Source organism: Bacillus sp. 2D03 (genome assembly GCF_003946765.1).
In the GTDB taxonomy this organism is placed as follows: Bacteria; Bacillota; Bacilli; order Bacillales; family Bacillaceae_G; genus Bacillus_A; species Bacillus_A cereus.
Window position 1 is genome coordinate 302,830 of the sequence record NZ_RPSJ01000003.1, and the last position, 20,460, is coordinate 323,289.

Sequence of the window (20,460 nt, forward strand, 5' to 3'; positions counted from 1 at the left end):
CCTCCATTTCTTCTTCCATATAATAAAAAAATGGCCTAGCATCTCTATATAAAGAGACGCTAAGCCATTTACTTAACGCGGTACCACCCTTATTGATTCCATTATGAATCCACCTTAGTAGTAATCGTTTGATTACAAACCTAATATCGAAGGTTAACCGTTAAGATTTACTAAGAATGTAATTCCGTTCCACCTTACTGCTCCTAGGCGAGTTCAGGATGTCATTTGACTATGTCACACCAACCCATAGCTCTCTGTACAAATACATGACCTTACTACTCCTATTCAACACATTTTAATATTTAGAATATATTTTCTTTTGAAATTAATATGAAGTATATCTGTTATATTTGTAACTGTCAAGGGTATATTGATTTTTTTGTCGAAATGGTTCATATTTCAACTGACTTTTACTAAGCTTATTAGAAAAAGAAAGAGTCTATATTTTCACCTTTTTAAACGAACTATAAAAAAATCTTCGCGATAATCGCGAAGATTCTTTTTACGGTATGAGACGAGTACAATCTCTCGGAAAAGCACTCGCCTCTCGTACATTTGTTAATTCTAAAAGTTTATATACAACCCTTTCTAACCCAATTCCGAAACCTCCATGTGGTGGACAACCATATCGAAATGTATTTAAATAAGATTGAAATTTATCCGGGTGTAATCCTTTTTCTTTAAACGAAGCGAGTAACATTTCATAATTATGAATTCGCTGTGCCCCTGACGTTATTTCTAATCCTTTATATAATAAGTCGAATGAATCAGTAATAGATGGATTCTCTTTATTCGGCATCGTATACATCGGTCTCGCTTCTTTCGGATAATGCGTAATGAAAACAAATTCACTATTATATATTTCCTTCACATATTTCCCTAGTAACTTTTCACCTTCTGTATCTAAATCCCCTACAGGAGATTCTTTACGATACTTACTTTTCAAAATTTCTTGTGCTTCTAACAATGTAATTTTAGGTATTTCAGTAATAATAGGTACTTCTATTTGTAATAGTTGTAGTTCTATTTCACATTTTTTCGCTACTTGTTGAAACATATATCGTAAAACATCCGTTTCTAGTTGCATCACTTCATAAAAATCATGAATAAAACCAAGCTCTACGTCTAACGATATATATTCATTCAAATGACGGGAAGAATTATGATGTTCCGCTCTATATACAGGTGCAATTTCAAAAACTCGTTCTAACCCACCTGCCACCATCATTTGCTTATAGAACTGTGGTGATTGTGCTAAATAAGCTTCTTTTTGGAAGTATGGAAGCTTAAAAACATTTGCTCCTCCTTCTGCCCCTTGCGAAACAATTTTCGGCGTAAATATTCGTGTGAAATCGTTCTCTATAAGAAATTCACTAAAGCTTTGAACGAGTGTAGATTTCACTTTAAAAATTGCTGCGGTTCGCTCATGCCTTAATGATATTACTCGCTCATTAAGTAGTTGATCTAAGCCAACTTGTAATTTCTTTTTATTTATTTCAAATGGAAGTGGCTCTGCACCGTTTATTACGTTCACTTCATGAGCAAGTACTTCAACACCCAATTCTGTTTTCGACGTCTCGACTATTTCACCAATTACGTGGACGACACTTTCTACATCAACTTTATATCCAGCCAATTCATTTTCTAATACACATTGAATTACTCCTGTTCTGTCCCGTAATAATAAAAAACTAACATTTCCAAGATGCCGAATTTTTTTTACCCATCCTTGAAGTAATACAACCTTTCCGTTTTGCTTTGTACATTCTTTTGTGAGTGAACGCTTCATTATTGAATCCATTATTTTTCCCTCCAGTAATTTTATATTTATTTACGTTATTGTTGTCATCGTCATCATCCACGGTCACTCACCCCCTTTCAAAGAATACAAAAATCCGCCCCTATAAATAGGGACGGATTTTTTCCGCGGTACCACCCAAATTGTCATACTGACCATCTTAGCCCTGATAACGGTAGGTACCGTTTGCTTTTACTAATAATCACGTTCAAAGCAACACTCACAGGTGTCTTTCCATCATGCGGTATCGCAACCTTCCCAGCAACCGGCTGCTCTCTGTAGACCTTTGCACCATGTACTTTTCCTGATCATCACTTTTTATATTTACAGAGTATTCTAACTCCTCACCTTATAAAACGCAAGCTTTTTTTGAAACATTCTGGTTTTCTAACTCCTAACTTCTTCTAAAGTGTGAAAAGTTAATTTTGTAATACATATTCTTATGTATTACATCCGAAATTACCCCTTTAATATTTTCCAATTTTTACATAAAAACTTATTCATTTACGCATATTAATAAAAATTTTAAAGCGAGGTGTGTATATGCAAAAAGCAATTAGTTTCTTTCTCCTTTTGTTTTGCTTAATTGTAGTAAACGAAACGTACGCCTATTCACCAAAATCTTTACCAATCTCTCAAAACTCTGATCAATGGCAAGTGAATATTGATAAACCGAAAAAAACAAACAAGAATATGCTTCAAGCTAAAAAAGATGAATTTCAAACATATCATTTTTCAGTAAAGAATGTCGGGAATAGTGAAGTATATAATGTAAACGTAGAAGTATTCCGCAACGAACCAAATAAGAAAACGAAATATGAACTCTTTTCCCTAAAGGAAAGTCGTTTGGCAAGTGGAAAAACTGGATTTGAACACGCTAATTTACCTGTTGCTACAAAAGCGGATGAAGTTGATGTTATTATTACATGGCAAGAACACCCATTCCGATCGATGCGAAATGGTCAAAAAGTTGAATCTAGAAAATTTAAAGAGCATTTTGTTTTTAAAGAAGCTAAAAAGTAAATGGGATACGGATATATTCACACTATCATTGATATAGCTTTATTTACTAGTACCAGTTCGTAAGCAAATTAAAAAGTCGTGGCTTATAAATGCCACGACTTTTTATATTAATTCGTACTAATGCCTCTCGCTGCCCAAATGCGATCGATATCAGCAGCATGTTGTCCGCCATATAAAAGAGCATCCGCTTGCTTAATCGCTTTCGCTCCATCACTGAATTTAGAGTTTGGTGTTAATGACCAGTGCGATTGTAAAATAATTTTCGTTGCTACATCACGGCCAAAAGCTTGTGCCATTTCGTATTGGCCTTGAGCCCAAATTTCACCATCATCATGCACTTCATTCGTTATATCTTTCGGATATACTTTATTCGTATCTAATCGGCGTAAGCATGTTGGATCTGAACTAGAATAAGCTGTCGCATCCCATTCTCCAACACATGCTTTACCATATCCAGTAGTCGATACTGCATCTTCATACGTAGCACCTAAGAAGTCGCCAAATCCTTCTCCCATCGCTCCACCTTCTGCTGAACTACCAAAGCCAGGAACTTGGTTATCTTGAATCGAATGCCCATATTCATGTGCGATAATACCAGCATCTTCTGCATCATCAACACCGCCAGTACCAAATGTTAAAGCTTTCGTTGTCGGTGAATAGAATGAGTTATCAGCTGTTGTTCCATTCACATTCACTTTAATCGAACGATTATTAATATTTTTAAACCCTAGACTTTGAATGTAACGTTGCAATGTATCAATATGATAATATGACATTACATCTTCAAAGCTATCATTTGCACGTGTATAGTTGAATTGTAAGTTTGTAGATTTTGTTTTCGCTTTTGAAGAAATCGTTACATATTCTCCAATTAAAAATCCTGTTCCATCTAAACCTTTTAACGTAACAGTTTTTAATTGGTTCGTTAGAGCTGTTGAATCTGCATCGTTATTATCTTTTAAGCCTACTTTACTACCGCTAGATACGACTGGGTTAGGTAAAAATACTTTTCCTGTCCCTTCAGCTTTTCGGTTTATATCAACCTTTTTAATTAACTTTCCATTTTCTGCATCAATAAATGTTTCCCATGCACCAAATGGATTATTAGAATGGACTACAACTTTATATACTGGACGAGCAATTCCTTCTTCAACAATATATCCGAACTCTTTATCTGTAGGAGCCCATAAATTTTGCTCACTTGCTTCTCCAACATATGCCATTGATTTTTGTATTGCATCTTTTTCACTAATTTTTGTCGTTACTTCCTTCACACCTGTAACAGGCTGATAATCAGAAACAGCGAGTACTCCCTTTCCCTCTCCGTTAAGCGTAACTGTTATTTGTTTTGAAAATACAGGTGCACCATTAACAACTTGTTGGAACCTAACATATGAAGCTACTGACGTTTCTGTTGTAGAAATATATTGCAAGTCTGAAAGATCTGTTTTCAATCCATACTGCGCAGCATTTTCTTTTAAATATTCAGTTGCTTTTTTCTGTGGCGAATAAGCTTCTAACTTTACTTGCTGTTGTTTTTCCAATGCTGAAACCGTAGTAATTGTCCCCATTACTAACGGCACAGTCATTGCCATTGCCACCATTTTTTTATTAAACATAGAACCACTCCCCCTAATAAAGTAGCTCAACCTTATCCCATTACCACTAGGCAATCATTCCCCGCAAAACGGATGGATAAAAATTGAATCTACGAGTAATTCTCTATGAACACTTCTATTACCTTTTCATTTAGGGTAAGTGAAATTTTCTCAATATTTATGTATAAACCGAACACAATACTGTAGAAATATATTTCTACAGTATTGTGTTCGGTACGCTATGAAAAAAGACAATTGCTAGTGGTCCTATCGAATGTATAGTCAAATAAATTCTAATCATACAAAAAGGAAGTTGGAATCATTCCAACTTCCTTTTTTCTTTAATTAGCTGCACTTAATTTAATTCTAAGTTTTGTTTCACCTAAAGAAAGTTCATCGTCTTCGTTCGTTAAGTGACCAAATGTAAATTGTTTAACGAGTAAGTTTTCTTCCAATAAATCTTTATGGTTCGTTAACGTTCTCTGTAGCTCTACTTCTGTATCAAGAATAACATCGACTCGTAAATTAACTGGTAAATTCAACTGTTTACGATATTCTTGAACCGCACGAATGAATTCACGCGCTACTCCTTCTTGTAACAATTCTTCCGTTACATTCGTATCTAACATAACTGTATATTGTCCGTTAGTCGTATTAGAGAATCCTGATTTTGCAACTTTCTCAACTAACACATCTTCAGCAGTTACAACTACTTCTTCTCCTGGTGTTGCTTCGTAAACTGCTCTTCCTGTTGATACAAAGTTTTGTACTTCTTCTTGTGATAATTGTTTTAGCCAACCATTCACTGCATTCACATTTTTACCGAATTTCGGCCCCGCTGTTTTAAAATTAAGCTTCAATTGATATGATGTGTATTTTGTTTCATCGAGTTCAACATGGAACGCTTTTACATTTAACTCATCCATAACGATATCACGATAAGATTCCCAATCCATATCATTCTCGTTATGCTCAAGTAATACAAGTTCTGCTAGCGGCTGTTTTACTTTTAAAGAATGCTGATTACGATTACTTCTTCCAAGTTCAACAACTTGTAAAACAGCATCCATTTCCGCTTCTAATTTCGGTTGAAGTAGTGATTCATTTACAACTGGATAATCGGCTAAATGAACGCTGCTTCCTTCTAAATTTAGATGAATGTCTTCCGCGACAAACGGTGTAAATGGTGCAATTAATTTACTAATTGTTACAAGCACTTCATGAAGTGTCTCATACGCAGCTGCTTTCTCAGCGTTCATACCAGATTCCCAGAAACGATTACGTGAGCGTCTTACATACCAGTTACTCACTTCATCTACAAGTGTTGCAATTTCACGAGCTGCATTCGTAAATTGATAATCATCAAGTCCAGTTCTCACTTTTTTCGTTGTACTATGCAACCTTGATAATACCCATTCGTCTAATTTTGTAAGCTTTACATCATACTTTTCTTTCGGATTATACTCATCTAAATTTGCATATAAAACGTAGAAGCTATACACATTGACTAATGTATCTACAAATTTAGATTTCGCTTCCAGTACTGTTCTTTCAGAAAAACGCTTCGCATTCCACGGGGCACTATCAACAAGTAAAGCCCATCTTAGCGCATCTGCACCAAACTTATCTACTAAATCAACTGGATCTAGTGCATTTCCTTTGCTTTTAGACATTTTCTGCCCTTCTTCATCTAAAACATGCCCTAGTGATAACACTCGTTTATACGGTACTTTTCCTGTATATAGTGCTGATACTGCTAATAAACTATAAAACCAGCCGCGTGTTTGATCAATTCCTTCTGCAATAACATCCGCTGGAAACTGCTCTTCAAATAACTCTTTATTTTCAAATGGGTAATGATATTGTGCAAATGGCATAGAACCACTATCAAACCAAACATCAATCACTTCTGGTGTACGATTCATTGTGCCTCCGCATTTCCCGCAGCACACTTGCACTTCATCTACATACGGCTTATGCAATTCCAAATCTTCCGGTGTTTCTTTCGTACTATGCTTTCTTAATTCGGCAATGCTCTTCGGTGCGAACTGATGATTACAACTTTCACATTCCCACACGTTTAATGGTGTTCCCCAATATCTATTTCGGCTAATATTCCAGTCCACCATATTTTCTAAAAACTTACCAAAACGTCCATGTTTCATATGATTCGGATACCAAGTAACAGAATCATTATTTTGTAAAAATGTATCTTTAATTGCAGTTGTTCGGATTAACCAACTTTCTCCTGCATAATAAAGTAGTGGTGAATCACAACGCCAGCAATGCGGATAGCTATGTTCATATTTTTCTTTATGATACAGTAAACCTTCCTTCGCTAAATAACGAACGATATCCACGTCACAATCTTTTACAAATTTCCCTTTCAAAAATGGTACTGCTTCTGTATACTCACCTTTTTCATCTACAACGTGCAAAAATGACAATCCTTCACTTTGAACGACTCTATAATCGTCCTCTCCATATGCTGGAGCAATATGAACAAGTCCTGTACCACTATCTCCCGTTACAAAATCTGCTGCAATAACGCGGTAACCATTTGTAACTTCTTTCATCGGAAATGGCGCTGTATAAGATGTGTTTAATAATTCTTCGCCTTTATGAACAGATAATACTTCATAGTTCTCTTTTAATACTTCTTGTACACGTTCTTTCGCAACAATGTATACATGACTTTCTTGTTTTGCTTTAACGTATTCCATATTTGGATGGACAGCAAGCGCAACGTTTGCTGGAAGTGTCCAAGGTGTTGTGGTCCAACCTAAGAAATACTCATTTTCACTATCTTTCACTTTAAACTTCACAGTTGCACTTAAATCTTTTACTGTTTTATACCCTTGTGCAACCTCATGTGAGCTCAATGAGGTTTGGCAGCTTGGGCAGTATGGTGAAACTCTATGTCCTTTATATAACAATCCTTTTTCATGGATTGTCCCCAAAATATGCCATACACTTTCGATATATGGATTCTTTAAAGTTACATATGGATCATCCATATCTACCCAATAACCAATACTTTCAGTGAATTCACGCCACTGCTTCTCATATGTGAAAACACTCTCTTTACACTTTTGAATAAATGGTTCAATGCCATATTCTTCGATCTCATGTTTACCAGAAATACCAAGTTGCTTCTCAACGCCTAATTCTACAGGTAAACCATGTGTATCCCATCCCGCTTTTCTTAACACTTTATAACCAGCCATCGTTTTATATCTTGCTACTAAGTCTTTAATTGTTCGTCCAAGTGCATGACCTACATGCGGTAGTCCGTTCGCCGTTGGTGGTCCTTCATAAAATACGAAAGACTGTGCGCCTTCTCGATTCTGAATTGATTGTTCGAAAATATTTTGTTCGTTCCACTGTTTGCGAATTCGCATTTCTCTTCCTACAGCTGATTCTTTTACATCTACTTTTTCCATATACAATCACTCCTTTGAATATTTTAAAGCACACAAAAAACCCGTCCCTATAAAGTAGGGACGGGTTTACCCGCGATACCACCCTAATTCTATTAGCTTTTTCACTAATAGCACTTAGCAACGTACTATCATACGTGTTCTTTGTAACGGTAGACATCCGTCCGGGCTTACTTACTTTCAGCCTCGGCTCCTCGGAGATGATTTTCAAATAACGTCTGCACACCGGCTTTCAGCAATATACCGGCTCTCTGGAGAACAGCTCACTATTTTACTCTTTCTCGTCTTCAGATTTGTATACTTTGTTAAAAGTTATTTTATGCCATTTAGCAACTAATTGTCAACTAATTCAAAATATATCCTTATCTTTTTCCCCTATTCTTATACAATTACTTTTCAAATTCTCGCAATGCTGCTAAATTTTCATCATCCTCAATAAGTTCAGCAAAGAATCCCGATTCATCCTCACGAAGGACAAATTCAAGCTCTTCCTTCGCCTCTTCATTTCTATTTAACTGCGCTAAATAACAAGCACGATCATATCTTGCTAACAAATCACTCGCGTCAATTATTAATACTTCATTTGTTATTTTTTCTGCCTTTATCGTTTGGCCGACACCATGATATGAAGATGCTAAAGAAAGAAGAATTGCTGTTTCATTTGGATGATGTACAGAAGCATTTTCTAATACATGAATTGCCTCTTCAAACCTTTCTTGACTTTGATATATTTCTCCTAAAGCAAGAAATGCTCTACTTACAAACGGTGTTTGCTCTGTTAATTGTAAGATAATCTTTTCTGCTTTTCTTTCTTCCCCTGCTTTAAAGAATACTTGTGCTTGCAGAAGAAGAGTATCATAATCATCTGGTAGTTCTCGAACCATTTGTTTCGTTAATTCCAAAGCATCTCTTAACATATCTTCTTCCTCGCACTCAACGAAAAGATTTACAAGTTGCTTCGCTACGTCATAATTCCATTTATTTTCTAGTGACGTGTGCAGAATCTCTATTGCTTCTTTATTCATCTCTACATTCTCATAAAATAGCGCAAATCGCTGTGCTGCCATACTATTTTTCGGATTTAACTTTAAAGAGATTTCATATAAATCAATTATCATAGTAACCATTGAAATTTCTTTCGCACGATTTTTCATACGATAAAAAGCTCTCGTAATGATAGATCGTTTCGGCTGTTCATGCAGCTGGCGTTCAATCCATATTTCCGTAACCGCAGCTGCAGCATACATGAATGCTGTACTTCTTTCTGCTTTTTTCACCTTTAATGTATGAAGAAAATCTCGTATGTTAGACAATTTTTTATGTTGCTCTACTGCTTTTACATAAACATCAAATATACGTTCATTATCAAAATCTTTTTGTATTACTTTCATTGCAACTTCAATTGCTTTTACATTTCTTTTTTTCACTAATACTTTTGCATAATGATATAGTACTTCTATATGCTCACCATCTAATTGTAGCGCGTATTCAATCTGTGCTTGTTCTTTATCTGTTTCATTCATCGCTCCGTACACATATGCAATCGCATCTAAACGCCATATTTCAGGTACTTCGTCCGCTAATTGTTCTAGTTCAATCAGCAATTCTTCCTGAAGGTTCATTTCTACTGAAAGCTGTGCCAAATATTCCATATTAATATGCAACGGCTCTTCTTTCATCGCCTGAACCATATGACTTTGTTCTTTAGAACGGTTTTCTTCTTTTTCGTATATTTCCGCAAGCTGTAAATGTACACCTACGAAATCCCCATCAAGCTCTAAACATGTTTCATACGCCTGCTTTGCTTCCGTCAATTGCCCTAATGCCATAAGTGTTTCGCCAATTCGGTAATACGGTAATGCCGTTTCCATTTGTTCTATCGCCTTATTATATCTTTTCATCGCTTGGCCGTACTGTCCAATAGATTCATATAAAATACCTGCATAACAACCGTACTCACTTACTTCATTTCTTTCTTTGTGTAACGTTCTTAAAAATGCTATACCTCGTTGTACAAATTCCGTTCCTTTAATTCGATTCACATATTCATCTAACGCACTTGCTACATTATAATCACTTTTCTTTATACCATTTTCTAACTTAGATAGCGCTACTTTAAATCCTTCTTCATTTCCACCAAGTTCAATTTCAGCATCCCATAAAACCATTCCTGCATTCATGAGGAAATCTTGGCTCTTTTCAATTTGCTTCTCAAGACCAAGAATATATTCTTTTGCCTCCTTATATTGTTCTCTTGCCATATAAACTTGTGTAAGTCCGAAGTGAGCATAAACATCCTCATCATTTTCTTCTAAAGCACGCTTATACAATACTTCTGCTTCTTCCAAGCTATCATTTTGAAAATGATAGTCACCTAATTTTACGTAAAGAGGTGCTTTATCATCACAATTCTCAATACCGTTTAATAAAATTTCTTTCGCACTTTCCTCATCCTTCAAATCAGATTCGTATATTTCCGAAAGTTTTGTATAAATGTAAGGTGCATTACTATCCAAATGAATCGCTACTTTAAGCCCTTTTATTGCTAAATATAATTTCCCTAGTTGATGTGCACATCTCGCTCGTTCATACCATACATGCGCTTCATATTTATACTCTTTTAACAAGTCATTAAAGATTTCATATGCTTCTTCATATCTTTCTAAATCTATTAATATTAAACCGTGATTTGTTAAAGTGAACCTTTCAGGACTACGCTCTAACGCAACTTGAGAGTATTGCAATGCTTTTTCAGATTGATCAATATACATATAGGATAAAGCGAGAAAACTCCAAGCAATAGGCTGATCTGCGTCTAATTGTAACGATGAACGAAAGCTTGAAATCGCTTCTAGATAACTTTCCTGTTCAAACGCATATCTTCCGTTTATTAAATGATATAAAGCACGATTATTTTTCTTCTCAACGCTTGTCAGCATTTGCTCCGCTTTCTCTACTTCTTGAAGACGAATAAAACACTGTGCACCATGCAATTTAACAAAGTCCGAGTTCGGAAACTTTTCCATTAACTTATCGATACAATATAAAATAAATTCTTTATCTACTTCAACATCTAAGTGCTTTATCGTATATAACCACGTATTTGGATTATCACTCGTTTCTTTTAAAAATTGTACTAAGTTACTAATTCCCTCTTTGTCATGTTCATCTAAATGATCCGTAAGAGAAAAAATAGATTTAAAATAACGATTTTCTTCTTCACTTAGAAACGCTAGTTGCTCCTTCTTTTCTTTCGGAACAAACGTGATTGCTAAACAGCCTGTATAACGATATTTTTCTTGTAATTTACTATATTCCACAAGAACTGGTTCTATAAAGTTTGGATCTTGAACATAGAAAGCTTGCAATGTATCATCATATCCAGATAACACTTGTACGTGTGAAGCATGCTCAATATCTATACTTAATAAAACAGGAATCCCTTCGTCAATCAGTCTCTTATAATTCTCTTCATTTCCTTTAAAATAACGATATTCATAACCTAATTCTTCTAAATAAGAAACAGTATCTGAAAACTTCGAACCTGTCATATCAAAAATAAACTCTGCTATTTCATCTTGTGTACGTTTCTCTCCCCATATACGCAACATCATCTCTAAACTTGTCGGAACACAATAATTATCCTTTTGTACAATAGGAACTATCGGCAAGTGAACCTTTTTTCCATCCGGATTTTTTTCTAAATTATGATATAAAGATTCTTTTAAACTCTTTTCTTCTTTTAATAGTTTTTGTAAATCTGCAAATTTATTCATTTTGTACAGTGCTTCTGCACGTAAATGTACAAAGTAAGTATTATAGGCATGATATGGCAGCTGAGTATTTATGTTATCTATTACCGCTAACATCTCTTCATATTGCTCTAAATCTAATAAATACTTTATCTTCTCAAAATGAAAATATGGTACTTGTGGGAATTTTACAATCGCATCATCGATTAACTGTATCGCGCGTTTTTGGTCTCCTTTATTCGCATACAATTGTGATAATAAATAGGTAGATAACTCTTCACAATCTTCATGCTGCATGCCAGCAATAAATTGTTCTTCCGCTTTCTCCCATTCACCTGTATGCATATAAACGTAGCCCCATTTATCAAACACTGCGCGTGCACTGTACTCCTCTGCTTTTTGCATATACATTAACGCTTCTTCGTTTCGTTTCATTTCTAAAAGACATCGTACTAACGTAAAATATGTTTTCGCTAAAAAATCTGCATCTATTTCTTCTTTACTTAACTCTTCTAAAGAAGATTTTAACAACTGCTCCGCTTCAAGAATTTTCCGCTCATCAATTAACTCATCACAATATAAAGAGAGCGTTCTCATATTTGGGAATTTTTTATAAGCGTAACGAATGAGGAATGAACTGTATTGGTGCATAAGCCCTTCATCAGTAAGGCGAATTAATATATCGAACTCCTTATGCGAAGGAATATTGGCAAGCCACTTCTTCACATAGGATAAAGTATTCGTTTCTTTTATATATGCAATTTCATTATTTATTTCCTGTAATCCATCTACAAATCTCTTGTCTTTTAAACAAGTTTCTAACTGCTTAAAATCTAGCATGCATTCACCTCGAATTTATATTTAAACTGCTACTTGCTTAGATTTTACACACCATATAGTATGTATTCAACTAAAATCTCTTATAGTGGATGGTATTAATTAATATTATTCAAATTTATAACAAAATATAGTAAAAATGATTGTTTTTCTCCGTATTTTGTTTAATTATATGGAATAACGTAACATGCGGTTTTAATCTTGTAGAAGCTGAAATTAGTACATAAAATTATATCGGCGATAATTCAAATATATCAGCGATTCTTTCATTTTATCGGCGATTTTCAAATTATATCGACCGATTCTTAACATTTATCAGCGATTATATGTCGAATATCGACTTATCGACATTAAACGACAATCCTTATACATCATACCTTTTAACAAACTATGTCACCAAATGTAATTTTCATATTGGGAGCGTATACAAAAGAAGAATACACATGAAATATTTTAAAAAATCGTAGTTCAGCTTCATATTGAGCTAGCGCATTATCATATGTTAATCCTCTGGCTATTAAACGTTCTACAAATTGTTGCTTATCACCCGGATCACCTGCAATCCCCTCTTCTTTTAATGATTGATACAAATCGTTTTTATCATTGTGATGCATATTTGAATCTAAAAAGTTCACTTTATCGCTTACTCTACATTCAATATTTTTCACACCTAATTCACTTAAATATATCGGTATTTTCATGCCTATATTGCCATCTTTACCATTTCTTTGCGTATCACTTTCAAATAATTTCTGCAAAACACCTAGCTGAATAAATTCCGATTGTTTCTCCCCATCTAGTAAATAAGAAGCCATATTAGAAATCCAATGTGGTTCAAAACAGATTATTTTTCCACCCTTTTTAACTGAATGTATCATTTTTTGTAGCATTGTTTCTGGAGTAGTCATATGTAATAAGAAAGCATGACAGATTGCTATATCGTATTTATCGTTCAGTTCAATTTCTGTAGCATCTCCTTCAAGAAATCCTGAATCATACGGAAGTAAACGAAACAACTCTCTGGCTTCAGCTAATAATGTTTCTCCACTATCAATACCTGTATACTTTGAACCTTCTGGGAGTAATGGCATTAATACTAACCCTAAATAACCATATCCACAACCGTAATCAACGATATGTACAGGCTTAGTAATCTTCCAAACTGTATTTACTAAAAAGCTTACATAATCGTCGTTGTAATATAAATCTCTCGTGTTTTTTAAATATGTTAGTTTATTGTTCCAATCATACGTTTCCAACATCTAACGCCTCCTTTTATATACAAAACTAAAGTTCTCTATATAATAGCCGTATTCCTACACTTTTCTTAAAATTTCAAAGCAAAAAGCTAGTGTATTATTAAAAATACACTAGCTTTTTATTTGGAAGAAAAATTTAACAAGTACAATCACAATCAAAACAATCCGTACAGTCTAAATCGTCACAATCTGCTTTTCTCTTTCTTTTGTTTCTTTTAAGATAATAATACAGTAGCCCAAACAATAGTATACAAATAACAAAAGCTATTATTGCTTCTGTATACTTATTTTGAGTCATAAAACCAATTCCACTTCCGCCTGAAATAAAAATTAGAATTAAATAAATCCAGAACATCTATGTAAATACCTCCATTACTATATATCTTAAGATAATATCCATATAACACTAGAGGAAATGAATAATCCCATACCATTACCGCTTAATACACCAGTAGTTATTCTTAGCAAATTTGAGCTACTTCTCCATTTCCACTTTTGGGTGAACCCATCGATAAGTAACGGAATTTGAGCGAAAAATGATAGTATGATTGCCAAAAGAAATGAAGGTGTCATATAAAAATAAATTGGAAACATTAAAATACCAATAAGCATGCCTGTACAACGCGCACATAAAGGTATGTACTTTTGTAGTTTAAAAAAACTCCTATCTAATCTTCTATGACAAGGAATTTGTAAAATAAAAGTTCGAATCAATATGAATCACCCTCTCTAAAAAGATTTTAATTGATTTTGCAAAAAAAATATATATCCAATAAAAAAACAAACCAGGTTTATACTAGACCCAGTTTGTTAGTTTACTACTATGTTACATTTCCTCAGGTGCCTCCACCCCAAGTAAACGTAATCCTTCTTTTAATACAACCGTCACAGCATAAACCAATGCGAGTCTGCTGTCTTTTTCTGCGCTCTCTTCTAATATACGAACATTACCGTAATATTTATTGAATGATTGTGCTACATCTAATATATATTTCGAAATAATAGATGGCTCATTTTTATTGAAAGCTGCTTCAATTACTTGAGGGAATTTATTAAGTAATTTTACGACACTCCAGCTATGATCGTCTTTTAAAGCAAATGTACATGTTTCAAATTCTACACTTTCTTTTCTTAAAATAGAACAAGCACGTGCATGTGTGTACTGTACGTAAGGTCCTGTTTCTCCTTCAAATTTCAGCATATTTTCTAATGAGAATTCGATATTATGCATACGCTCATTTTTTAAATCATGGAAGATGACTGCACCAACACCGACTTGCTTTGCTACTTCTTCTTTTTGTTTTAAGTTTGGATTTTTCTCTTCAATATTTTGTTTTGCAAGTTCGATTGCTTCTTCGAGTACTTCTTCAAGTAAAATAACTCTTCCTTTACGTGTCGACATTTTCTTACCATCTTTTAAAATGAAGCCAAACGGTACGTGTTCCATACCATCAACCCAAGTATAGCCAAGTTTTTTTAATACGGTGAAAAATTGATTGAAATGTAAGCTTTGTTCTGGACCAACAACATATAGCGCTTTATCAAACCCATAAGTGTTTTGACGATATAAAGCTGCCGTTAAGTCACGCGTTGCATAAATCGTCGCACCATCTGATTTTCTAATTAAGCAAGGCGGCATTCCTTCTTCTTCTAAATTAACGACTAATGCACCTTCTGATTCTTCAAGCAACTCATGTTCTTCTAAAATCCCAATAAAATCTTCCATTAAATTATTATAAAATGCTTCTCCCTGAAAATTAGTAAATTCTACGCCGAGAAGTTCATAAATGCGAGAAAATTCTTTAAGGGACTCATGACGGAACCAATTCCAAAGCTCTACCGCTTCTTCATCACCTTCTTCTAATTTCTTAAACCAAGCACGTCCTTCTTCTTCTAGTTCTTCGTCGTCTTTTACCTCTTCATGGAATTGGACATATAACTTAAATAGCTCACGTATTGGATCTTCTTTAACTACTGCTTCATTTCCCCATTTTTTATAAGCCGTAATTAACTTTCCAAACTGTGTTCCCCAATCTCCTATATAATTAATCCCTACAACTTCATAGCCACATTTTTCAGCAATATGTTTCAGCGAATTTCCTATCATTGTAGAACGTAAATGCCCCATCGAAAAAGGTTTCGCGATATTAGGAGAGGAATAATCAATTACTACTGTTTTTTCACAGCCAAAGTGGTTTTGACCGAACTCTTCTTTCTCCGCTAAAACTGTTTTTAATACTGCATCACTTACAGTTTCACGATTGAAAAATACATTTACATAAGGACCAACGGCTTCTACTTTCGTAAAAAACTGATCATTGAATTTCTCAGCAACTTCCTTTGCGATAAGAGCTGGTGCTTTTTTATATTGCTTCGCTAATGAAAAGCATGGGAACGCTGCATCTCCAAATTCATCTTGTTTCGGTGTTTCAATTAAATCTAAAATTTGTTTTTGCGTTAATTCATTCGTGAAAATATTAGATAAACTTTCCGCAAACTGCATTTTATAATCCATGATACAACCTCCTTATTTTTTAAAACACAAAAAACTCGTCTCTAAAAAAGAGACGAGTTTTAACCCGTGGTACCACCCTTGTTGTTCGTTACGAACCACTTTCCCGTTTATAACGAGGACAGGGGGCCTCGGCTTTCTCTACTATTCGTTCAAGAAGCATCTCCGAAGTGCGCTTCATCTTTTTCTTCCGTACTAGGCTCACACCATCCCTAGCTCGCTTTCCTTCTAAAAAAGACTACTCTCTTCATCACAGACAGTATATTTAATTAATTATTGCTTATTATACATCTTTTCAAACAATTAGCAAGGGTCAATTACACCAAAGTGAAACTTAGCACTTTTTCTTTTGTATACGTGGAAATTGTGTTTTTCAAATCTAGAACTACGAAAATGATCTTTTAAAACGACACGTTTTCTCGCCACTCGTTTTGCCTCCGCAATTGTTTCGTCAGTAATATCATGATACAAAGCGAAGTGTTTTAATCCTTTAATTCCGTCAGATTCTATGACAGTTTCTTCAAACATCGGATCAAGGTAAACAACATCGTAACTATTGTCTTCACATTGCGCTAAAAATGAAAAATGCTCCATTTGCTTTACTTGAATTCTTTGCATTGCTTCATCAATTTCAGAAACGGATGAAGACCATGTTTTCAAACCATTTTCCATAATATAAGCCATATACTCATTGCCTTCAAGTCCTGTTACTTTTCCGCTTTCACCAACAACATAACTAGCTACAATACTATCTGATGCCATACCGAGCGTACAATCTAACACTGTCATTCCTCTCTCTAATTGCGTGGCTTGTACAAACGGATCGTGTTCTCCACGCATTAACCTTTTCACACGAAACATCGCTGAGTTCGGATGAAAGAAAAACGATTCTTCCGTACCTTTCGGATAAATAGCTAATCGGTTCTTCCCTACGACAAGCACATCTTGTTCATACTGCTCATGCAGCTTATGTACTGGTATGTCATTACGTTTAACGAAAGAAGCATTTAATTCTGCTGCTACCTCGTTTGCATAATCTGTCATTTCTTTATTCGTTCTTCCTGCTGTTGTTACGATCATGGTTTCACCTCTATATAAAGAAAAGAGGGAGATTTACTCTCCCCCTTCTTTAGCAATTCTTTTCGAAAGCTTGTTCTAAGTTCGTAATAATTTCGTCCATAGTTGCACCTTCAATTTCATGACGGTGAATGAAGTGAACAACTTCTTTTCCTTTTAATAATGCCATAGATGGTGAAGATGGAGGAATTTCTCCGAAGTATTCACGCATTTTTGCAGTAGCATCTTTATCTTGACCTGCGAATACAGTTACAAGATGATCAGGTTGTTTTTCAGCACGAACAACCGCTTGACCTGCTGATGGACGTGCTAAACCAGCTGCACAACCACAAACAGAGTTTACAACTACTAAAGTTGTACCTGATGTATTTTCCATAAATTCTGTTACAGCTTCTTCTGTAGTTAACTCTTCAAACCCAGAACGCACTAACTCTTGGCGCATTGGGATTACCATTTGGCGCATGTATTCTTCATAAGCATTTGACATCTTGTAATCTCTCCTTCAACTTTCATTCCAAATTCATCATATCACGCTCTATTAATAGGTGCAAAAGAAAGATAACGATGATTTCATTTTTTTGTAGGGATTTCACAAACCCCACCGCGGCAATGTCCCACTGGAACAAGTTTTCTATTATTAGCGATATAATCGTATACTTTACTTCCAAAACCAAGTACGATAGATAGCTTTATAAAAGGAACTGCAAACCAATAAGATGGAACGGCCTTTGCTAATACATCTATGCTCTGAATACCGTCATACCACTTATTATTTTTTAAAATATACAGTCTTTGTTCCATCTTACTTTGTAGTTCTTGAGAAAGCTCATACTTCTCAACTACATCTTCATTTCGAAATGAAACAAATTTCATCTTACCCTTTTTATCTAATTTTTTCGTACGTTCTGCAACGGCCGTACACATCGGACACCAACTATCATAGAAAACAATCATGCATTATTCCCCTTTACGTGACTCCGTCATTTGTTTCCATACAGAACCTTTTGCTTCTTCTCCGCCTTCAATACGCTCTAATGCTAGACGTGCTTGCATCGCTACTTCAAACTCTGGATCATCTTGCGCTGCTTTTAATGCTGGAATCGCACTTTCATCTCCAAGTTCAAATAAGAACATCGCTGCACGCCAGCGTACTAATTTACTTGGGTCTTTCAGAGATTTAATCATAACGAACATCGCTGCCGGATCACCTACATCTGATAAACAATCTCCTGCAGTACGGCGAACACTTACAGAGCGATCTAACAACGCTTTATATAATAACGGTAATACTTCATCACCTTTTACCATACCTAAATACGCTGTTGCTAAGCGGCGTATTGAAACTTTTTCATCATCTAACGCCATCTTCAACACTGGAATATCTTCTTCAGTAGGATCCATTTGTTCTAATGCTGCAAAACGGTTTTTCCAGTCAGAATCTTTCATCATCTCTTCTGTTACTTTATATGGCTCACGCTTTTGAATCGTTACTTCAACAGCACCTGCTTGATTTAATAATTCTTTAACCGTTTCATTTACACGTTCTTCTGAATAAGCAGCAACAATCTCTTCCACTACTTCTTTCCCAATTTCTTCAAAATTACCGTAACGTGTACTTTGTTCCACCCATTTACGCTCTTTTACAACGTTTGGTGCAGACATTTGCACTTTCATAATTGATTCTTTAAAACGATCTGGTAAGCCAACACGTTCTTCCGTCGTTCCATCTGTTAACTTTACTTGCATTGGAATTGTAAAGAACATTTGAACAAACACTTTCACTTCTCCAAAATGAGCAAGTTGTTGTTCTTCACTTTCTTCCACTACTTCTTCGCCGAAAACAGCACGAACTTGTTGTAATAAAACTTTCCAGTCATACTTCGCATTTCGCTCCACTGCTAAAAAGTCGGCTACATGATATACACCTTTAATGCCTTCAATTTTCAAAATTTCTTGCACTTGCATTGGTGCTTGTTCTTTATTTTCATTAGTATAATTATTACGCGCTCCTGATGGTAATACTTCATTCAAAATAACTTTCATTGTATTTGGACTTGGCGTCGGTTCAATTGCTTTAATCTTCACGTAAAAAACTCTCCTTTATTGCATGTTCTTAGCTGTATTGTAACATGTTATCACTCTATACTCCTACTCGGATGCTTAATTTTACTACTTTCTTCCCGCTACCATACTATTTCATTCTTTTTACATTTTAAATTAGGAACGGGATTTTAAAAGCTTTCGTTTCCGATGATTTTTATTTTTTATCCATTTCTTGAGGCATCGCCATTATTTTTGAAAAAAACACGCTAAGCAAAAAAATATAATAAGCTATCCATATGGATAGCTTATTTACATAATTTTCGTTATTGGAAGACAACTATTTTTATAATACAAAAGGCAGAAAAGTATATAGATTCTACAAAATATTTTGATTATGATACATTTACAGAATCTCTTATTTTGTAATTAATGTCTTATTATTTTTTGGAGGGAATTCGATGAAAAAGTTTGTTTTGATATTTGGGCCACAAGCAGTTGGGAAAATGACAGTTGGACAAGAACTAGCAAAGATGACTGATTTAAAATTATTTCATAACCATATGACAATTGATTTATTGGAGCCATTGTATGGATTCTCTTCGGAAATGTGGCGATTGACCCATCTTTTTCGAAAGGAAATATTTCAATCATTTTCAAAGAGTGAACATTATGGAATGATTTTTACATACGTATGGGCGTTTAATGAAAAGAACGATTGGGATGATGTTGAAAGTATATGTAATATTTTTCGTTCCCAAGGGGTTGATATTTATTTTGTTGAATTAGAAGCTGATGTAGAAGAAAGACTTCAACGAAATAAAACACCTCATCGACTTGAACATAAGCCAACGAAAAGAAATATTGAACAATCTGAACAAAATTTATTAAGCACATTTGAAAATTTTAGATTAAATTCAAGAGAAGGAGAAATTACAGAGAAAAATTATATAAGGATCAATAATACGAATTTAAATGCTACAGAAGTAGCTGAAATTATAAAGAAAGAATTTCAACTATAGTTTTTTTAAACAAATTGAACAGTTCCAATTTTATGAATATAGTATACATTTCTAATTAACATAGCGTCCTATTATCGGTAGCAACAAAAAGGAGGATTCCTT

At 34.7% G+C, this 20,460-nt stretch carries 14 protein-coding genes and 4 other annotated features; of the genes, 2 read left to right on the plus strand and 12 right to left on the minus strand.

The features are described 5' to 3' along the window. Positions 1-49: 49 nt before the first annotated feature. Positions 50-298, minus strand: a binding site (T-box leader). Positions 299-502: 204 nt separating this feature from the next. Next, positions 503-1,801 carry an aspartate--tRNA(Asn) ligase gene (gene aspS / locus EBQ15_RS09790; protein ID WP_000377335.1) on the minus strand — a complete coding sequence of 433 codons (1,299 nt, stop codon included), beginning with the start codon at positions 1,799-1,801 and terminating at the stop codon, positions 503-505. Between the two features lie 105 nt (positions 1,802-1,906). Further along, positions 1,907-2,119, minus strand: a binding site (T-box leader). Between the two features lie 222 nt (positions 2,120-2,341). On the opposite strand from aspS, the gene EBQ15_RS09800 reads away from it, so the two are divergent. Next, complete coding sequence (locus EBQ15_RS09800) at positions 2,342-2,821, plus strand: hypothetical protein (RefSeq protein ID WP_001167912.1); 480 nt, start codon at positions 2,342-2,344, stop codon at positions 2,819-2,821. Positions 2,822-2,928: 107 nt separating this feature from the next. Here the strand turns inward: EBQ15_RS09800 and EBQ15_RS09805 are convergent, their stop codons facing one another. The 11 genes from EBQ15_RS09805 to EBQ15_RS09855 all read right to left on the minus strand — a co-directional run bounded on the left by EBQ15_RS09805 (position 2,929) and on the right by EBQ15_RS09855 (position 19,381). Next, positions 2,929-4,440: a M36 family metallopeptidase gene (locus EBQ15_RS09805; RefSeq protein WP_000482293.1), complete on the minus strand. Its 1,512-nt coding sequence runs from the start codon at positions 4,438-4,440 to the stop codon at positions 2,929-2,931. Positions 4,441-4,760: 320 nt separating this feature from the next. Further along, positions 4,761-7,862, minus strand: a complete 3,102-nt coding sequence (gene ileS, locus EBQ15_RS09810) for an isoleucine--tRNA ligase (RefSeq protein WP_000416538.1) — start codon at positions 7,860-7,862, stop codon at positions 4,761-4,763. Positions 7,863-7,915: 53 nt separating this feature from the next. After that, positions 7,916-8,156: a binding site (T-box leader), on the minus strand. Positions 8,157-8,248: 92 nt separating this feature from the next. After that, positions 8,249-12,451 carry a bacteriocin-processing peptidase family protein gene (locus tag EBQ15_RS09815; protein ID WP_000883830.1) on the minus strand — a complete coding sequence of 1,401 codons (4,203 nt, stop codon included), beginning with the start codon at positions 12,449-12,451 and terminating at the stop codon, positions 8,249-8,251. 377 nt (positions 12,452-12,828) lie between these two features. Beyond that, a complete protein-coding gene (locus EBQ15_RS09820; protein WP_033683862.1) occupies positions 12,829-13,707 on the minus strand; it encodes a class I SAM-dependent methyltransferase in 879 nt (292 codons plus the stop codon). A 136-nt stretch (positions 13,708-13,843) separates the two neighbouring features. Then, entirely contained in the window at positions 13,844-14,062 is a 219-nt protein-coding gene (locus tag EBQ15_RS09825) for a hypothetical protein (protein ID WP_000498604.1), read from the minus strand. A gap of 29 nt (positions 14,063-14,091) precedes the next feature. Further along, positions 14,092-14,421, minus strand: coding sequence for a DUF2085 domain-containing protein (locus EBQ15_RS09830; RefSeq protein ID WP_000621475.1), 330 nt, complete (start codon positions 14,419-14,421; stop codon positions 14,092-14,094). A gap of 112 nt (positions 14,422-14,533) precedes the next feature. After that, entirely contained in the window at positions 14,534-16,222 is a 1,689-nt protein-coding gene (gene argS / locus EBQ15_RS09835; protein WP_000384914.1) for an arginine--tRNA ligase, read from the minus strand. Positions 16,223-16,267: 45 nt separating this feature from the next. Continuing rightward, positions 16,268-16,482 (minus strand) — a binding site (T-box leader). A gap of 40 nt (positions 16,483-16,522) precedes the next feature. After that, positions 16,523-17,299: a class I SAM-dependent methyltransferase gene (locus EBQ15_RS09840; protein ID WP_000637457.1), complete on the minus strand. Its 777-nt coding sequence runs from the start codon at positions 17,297-17,299 to the stop codon at positions 16,523-16,525. 49 nt (positions 17,300-17,348) lie between these two features. After that, entirely contained in the window at positions 17,349-17,783 is a 435-nt protein-coding gene (locus EBQ15_RS09845) for a BrxA/BrxB family bacilliredoxin (RefSeq protein WP_000063706.1), read from the minus strand. Positions 17,784-17,866: 83 nt separating this feature from the next. Further along, the gene (locus tag EBQ15_RS09850) at positions 17,867-18,250 is read right to left on the minus strand and encodes a thiol-disulfide oxidoreductase DCC family protein (RefSeq protein ID WP_000634887.1); all 384 of its coding nucleotides are present in this window, start codon (positions 18,248-18,250) and stop codon (positions 17,867-17,869) included. A 3-nt stretch (positions 18,251-18,253) separates the two neighbouring features. Further along, the gene (locus EBQ15_RS09855) at positions 18,254-19,381 is read right to left on the minus strand and encodes a conserved virulence factor C family protein (protein ID WP_000692580.1); all 1,128 of its coding nucleotides are present in this window, start codon (positions 19,379-19,381) and stop codon (positions 18,254-18,256) included. Positions 19,382-19,797: 416 nt separating this feature from the next. On the opposite strand from EBQ15_RS09855, the gene EBQ15_RS09860 reads away from it, so the two are divergent. Continuing rightward, complete coding sequence (locus EBQ15_RS09860) at positions 19,798-20,358, plus strand: AAA family ATPase (protein WP_000714951.1); 561 nt, start codon at positions 19,798-19,800, stop codon at positions 20,356-20,358. Positions 20,359-20,460 lie beyond the last annotated feature (102 nt).

Excerpts from the sequence above, each read along its gene's own strand:
- aspS (WP_000377335.1), bottom strand. The coding sequence starts at position 1,801 with ATGGATTCAATAATGAAGCGTTCACTCACAAAAGAATGTACAAAGCAA.
- EBQ15_RS09800 (WP_001167912.1), top strand. The coding sequence starts at position 2,342 with ATGCAAAAAGCAATTAGTTTCTTTCTCCTTTTGTTTTGCTTAATTGTA.
- EBQ15_RS09805 (WP_000482293.1), bottom strand. The coding sequence starts at position 4,440 with ATGTTTAATAAAAAAATGGTGGCAATGGCAATGACTGTGCCGTTAGTA.
- ileS (WP_000416538.1), bottom strand. The coding sequence starts at position 7,862 with ATGGAAAAAGTAGATGTAAAAGAATCAGCTGTAGGAAGAGAAATGCGA.
- EBQ15_RS09815 (WP_000883830.1), bottom strand. The coding sequence starts at position 12,451 with ATGCTAGATTTTAAGCAGTTAGAAACTTGTTTAAAAGACAAGAGATTT.
- EBQ15_RS09825 (WP_000498604.1), bottom strand. The coding sequence starts at position 14,062 with ATGTTCTGGATTTATTTAATTCTAATTTTTATTTCAGGCGGAAGTGGA.
- argS (WP_000384914.1), bottom strand. The coding sequence starts at position 16,222 with ATGGATTATAAAATGCAGTTTGCGGAAAGTTTATCTAATATTTTCACG.
- EBQ15_RS09840 (WP_000637457.1), bottom strand. The coding sequence starts at position 17,299 with ATGATCGTAACAACAGCAGGAAGAACGAATAAAGAAATGACAGATTAT.
- EBQ15_RS09845 (WP_000063706.1), bottom strand. The coding sequence starts at position 17,783 with ATGTCAAATGCTTATGAAGAATACATGCGCCAAATGGTAATCCCAATG.
- EBQ15_RS09850 (WP_000634887.1), bottom strand. The coding sequence starts at position 18,250 with ATGATTGTTTTCTATGATAGTTGGTGTCCGATGTGTACGGCCGTTGCA.
- EBQ15_RS09860 (WP_000714951.1), top strand. The coding sequence starts at position 19,798 with ATGAAAAAGTTTGTTTTGATATTTGGGCCACAAGCAGTTGGGAAAATG.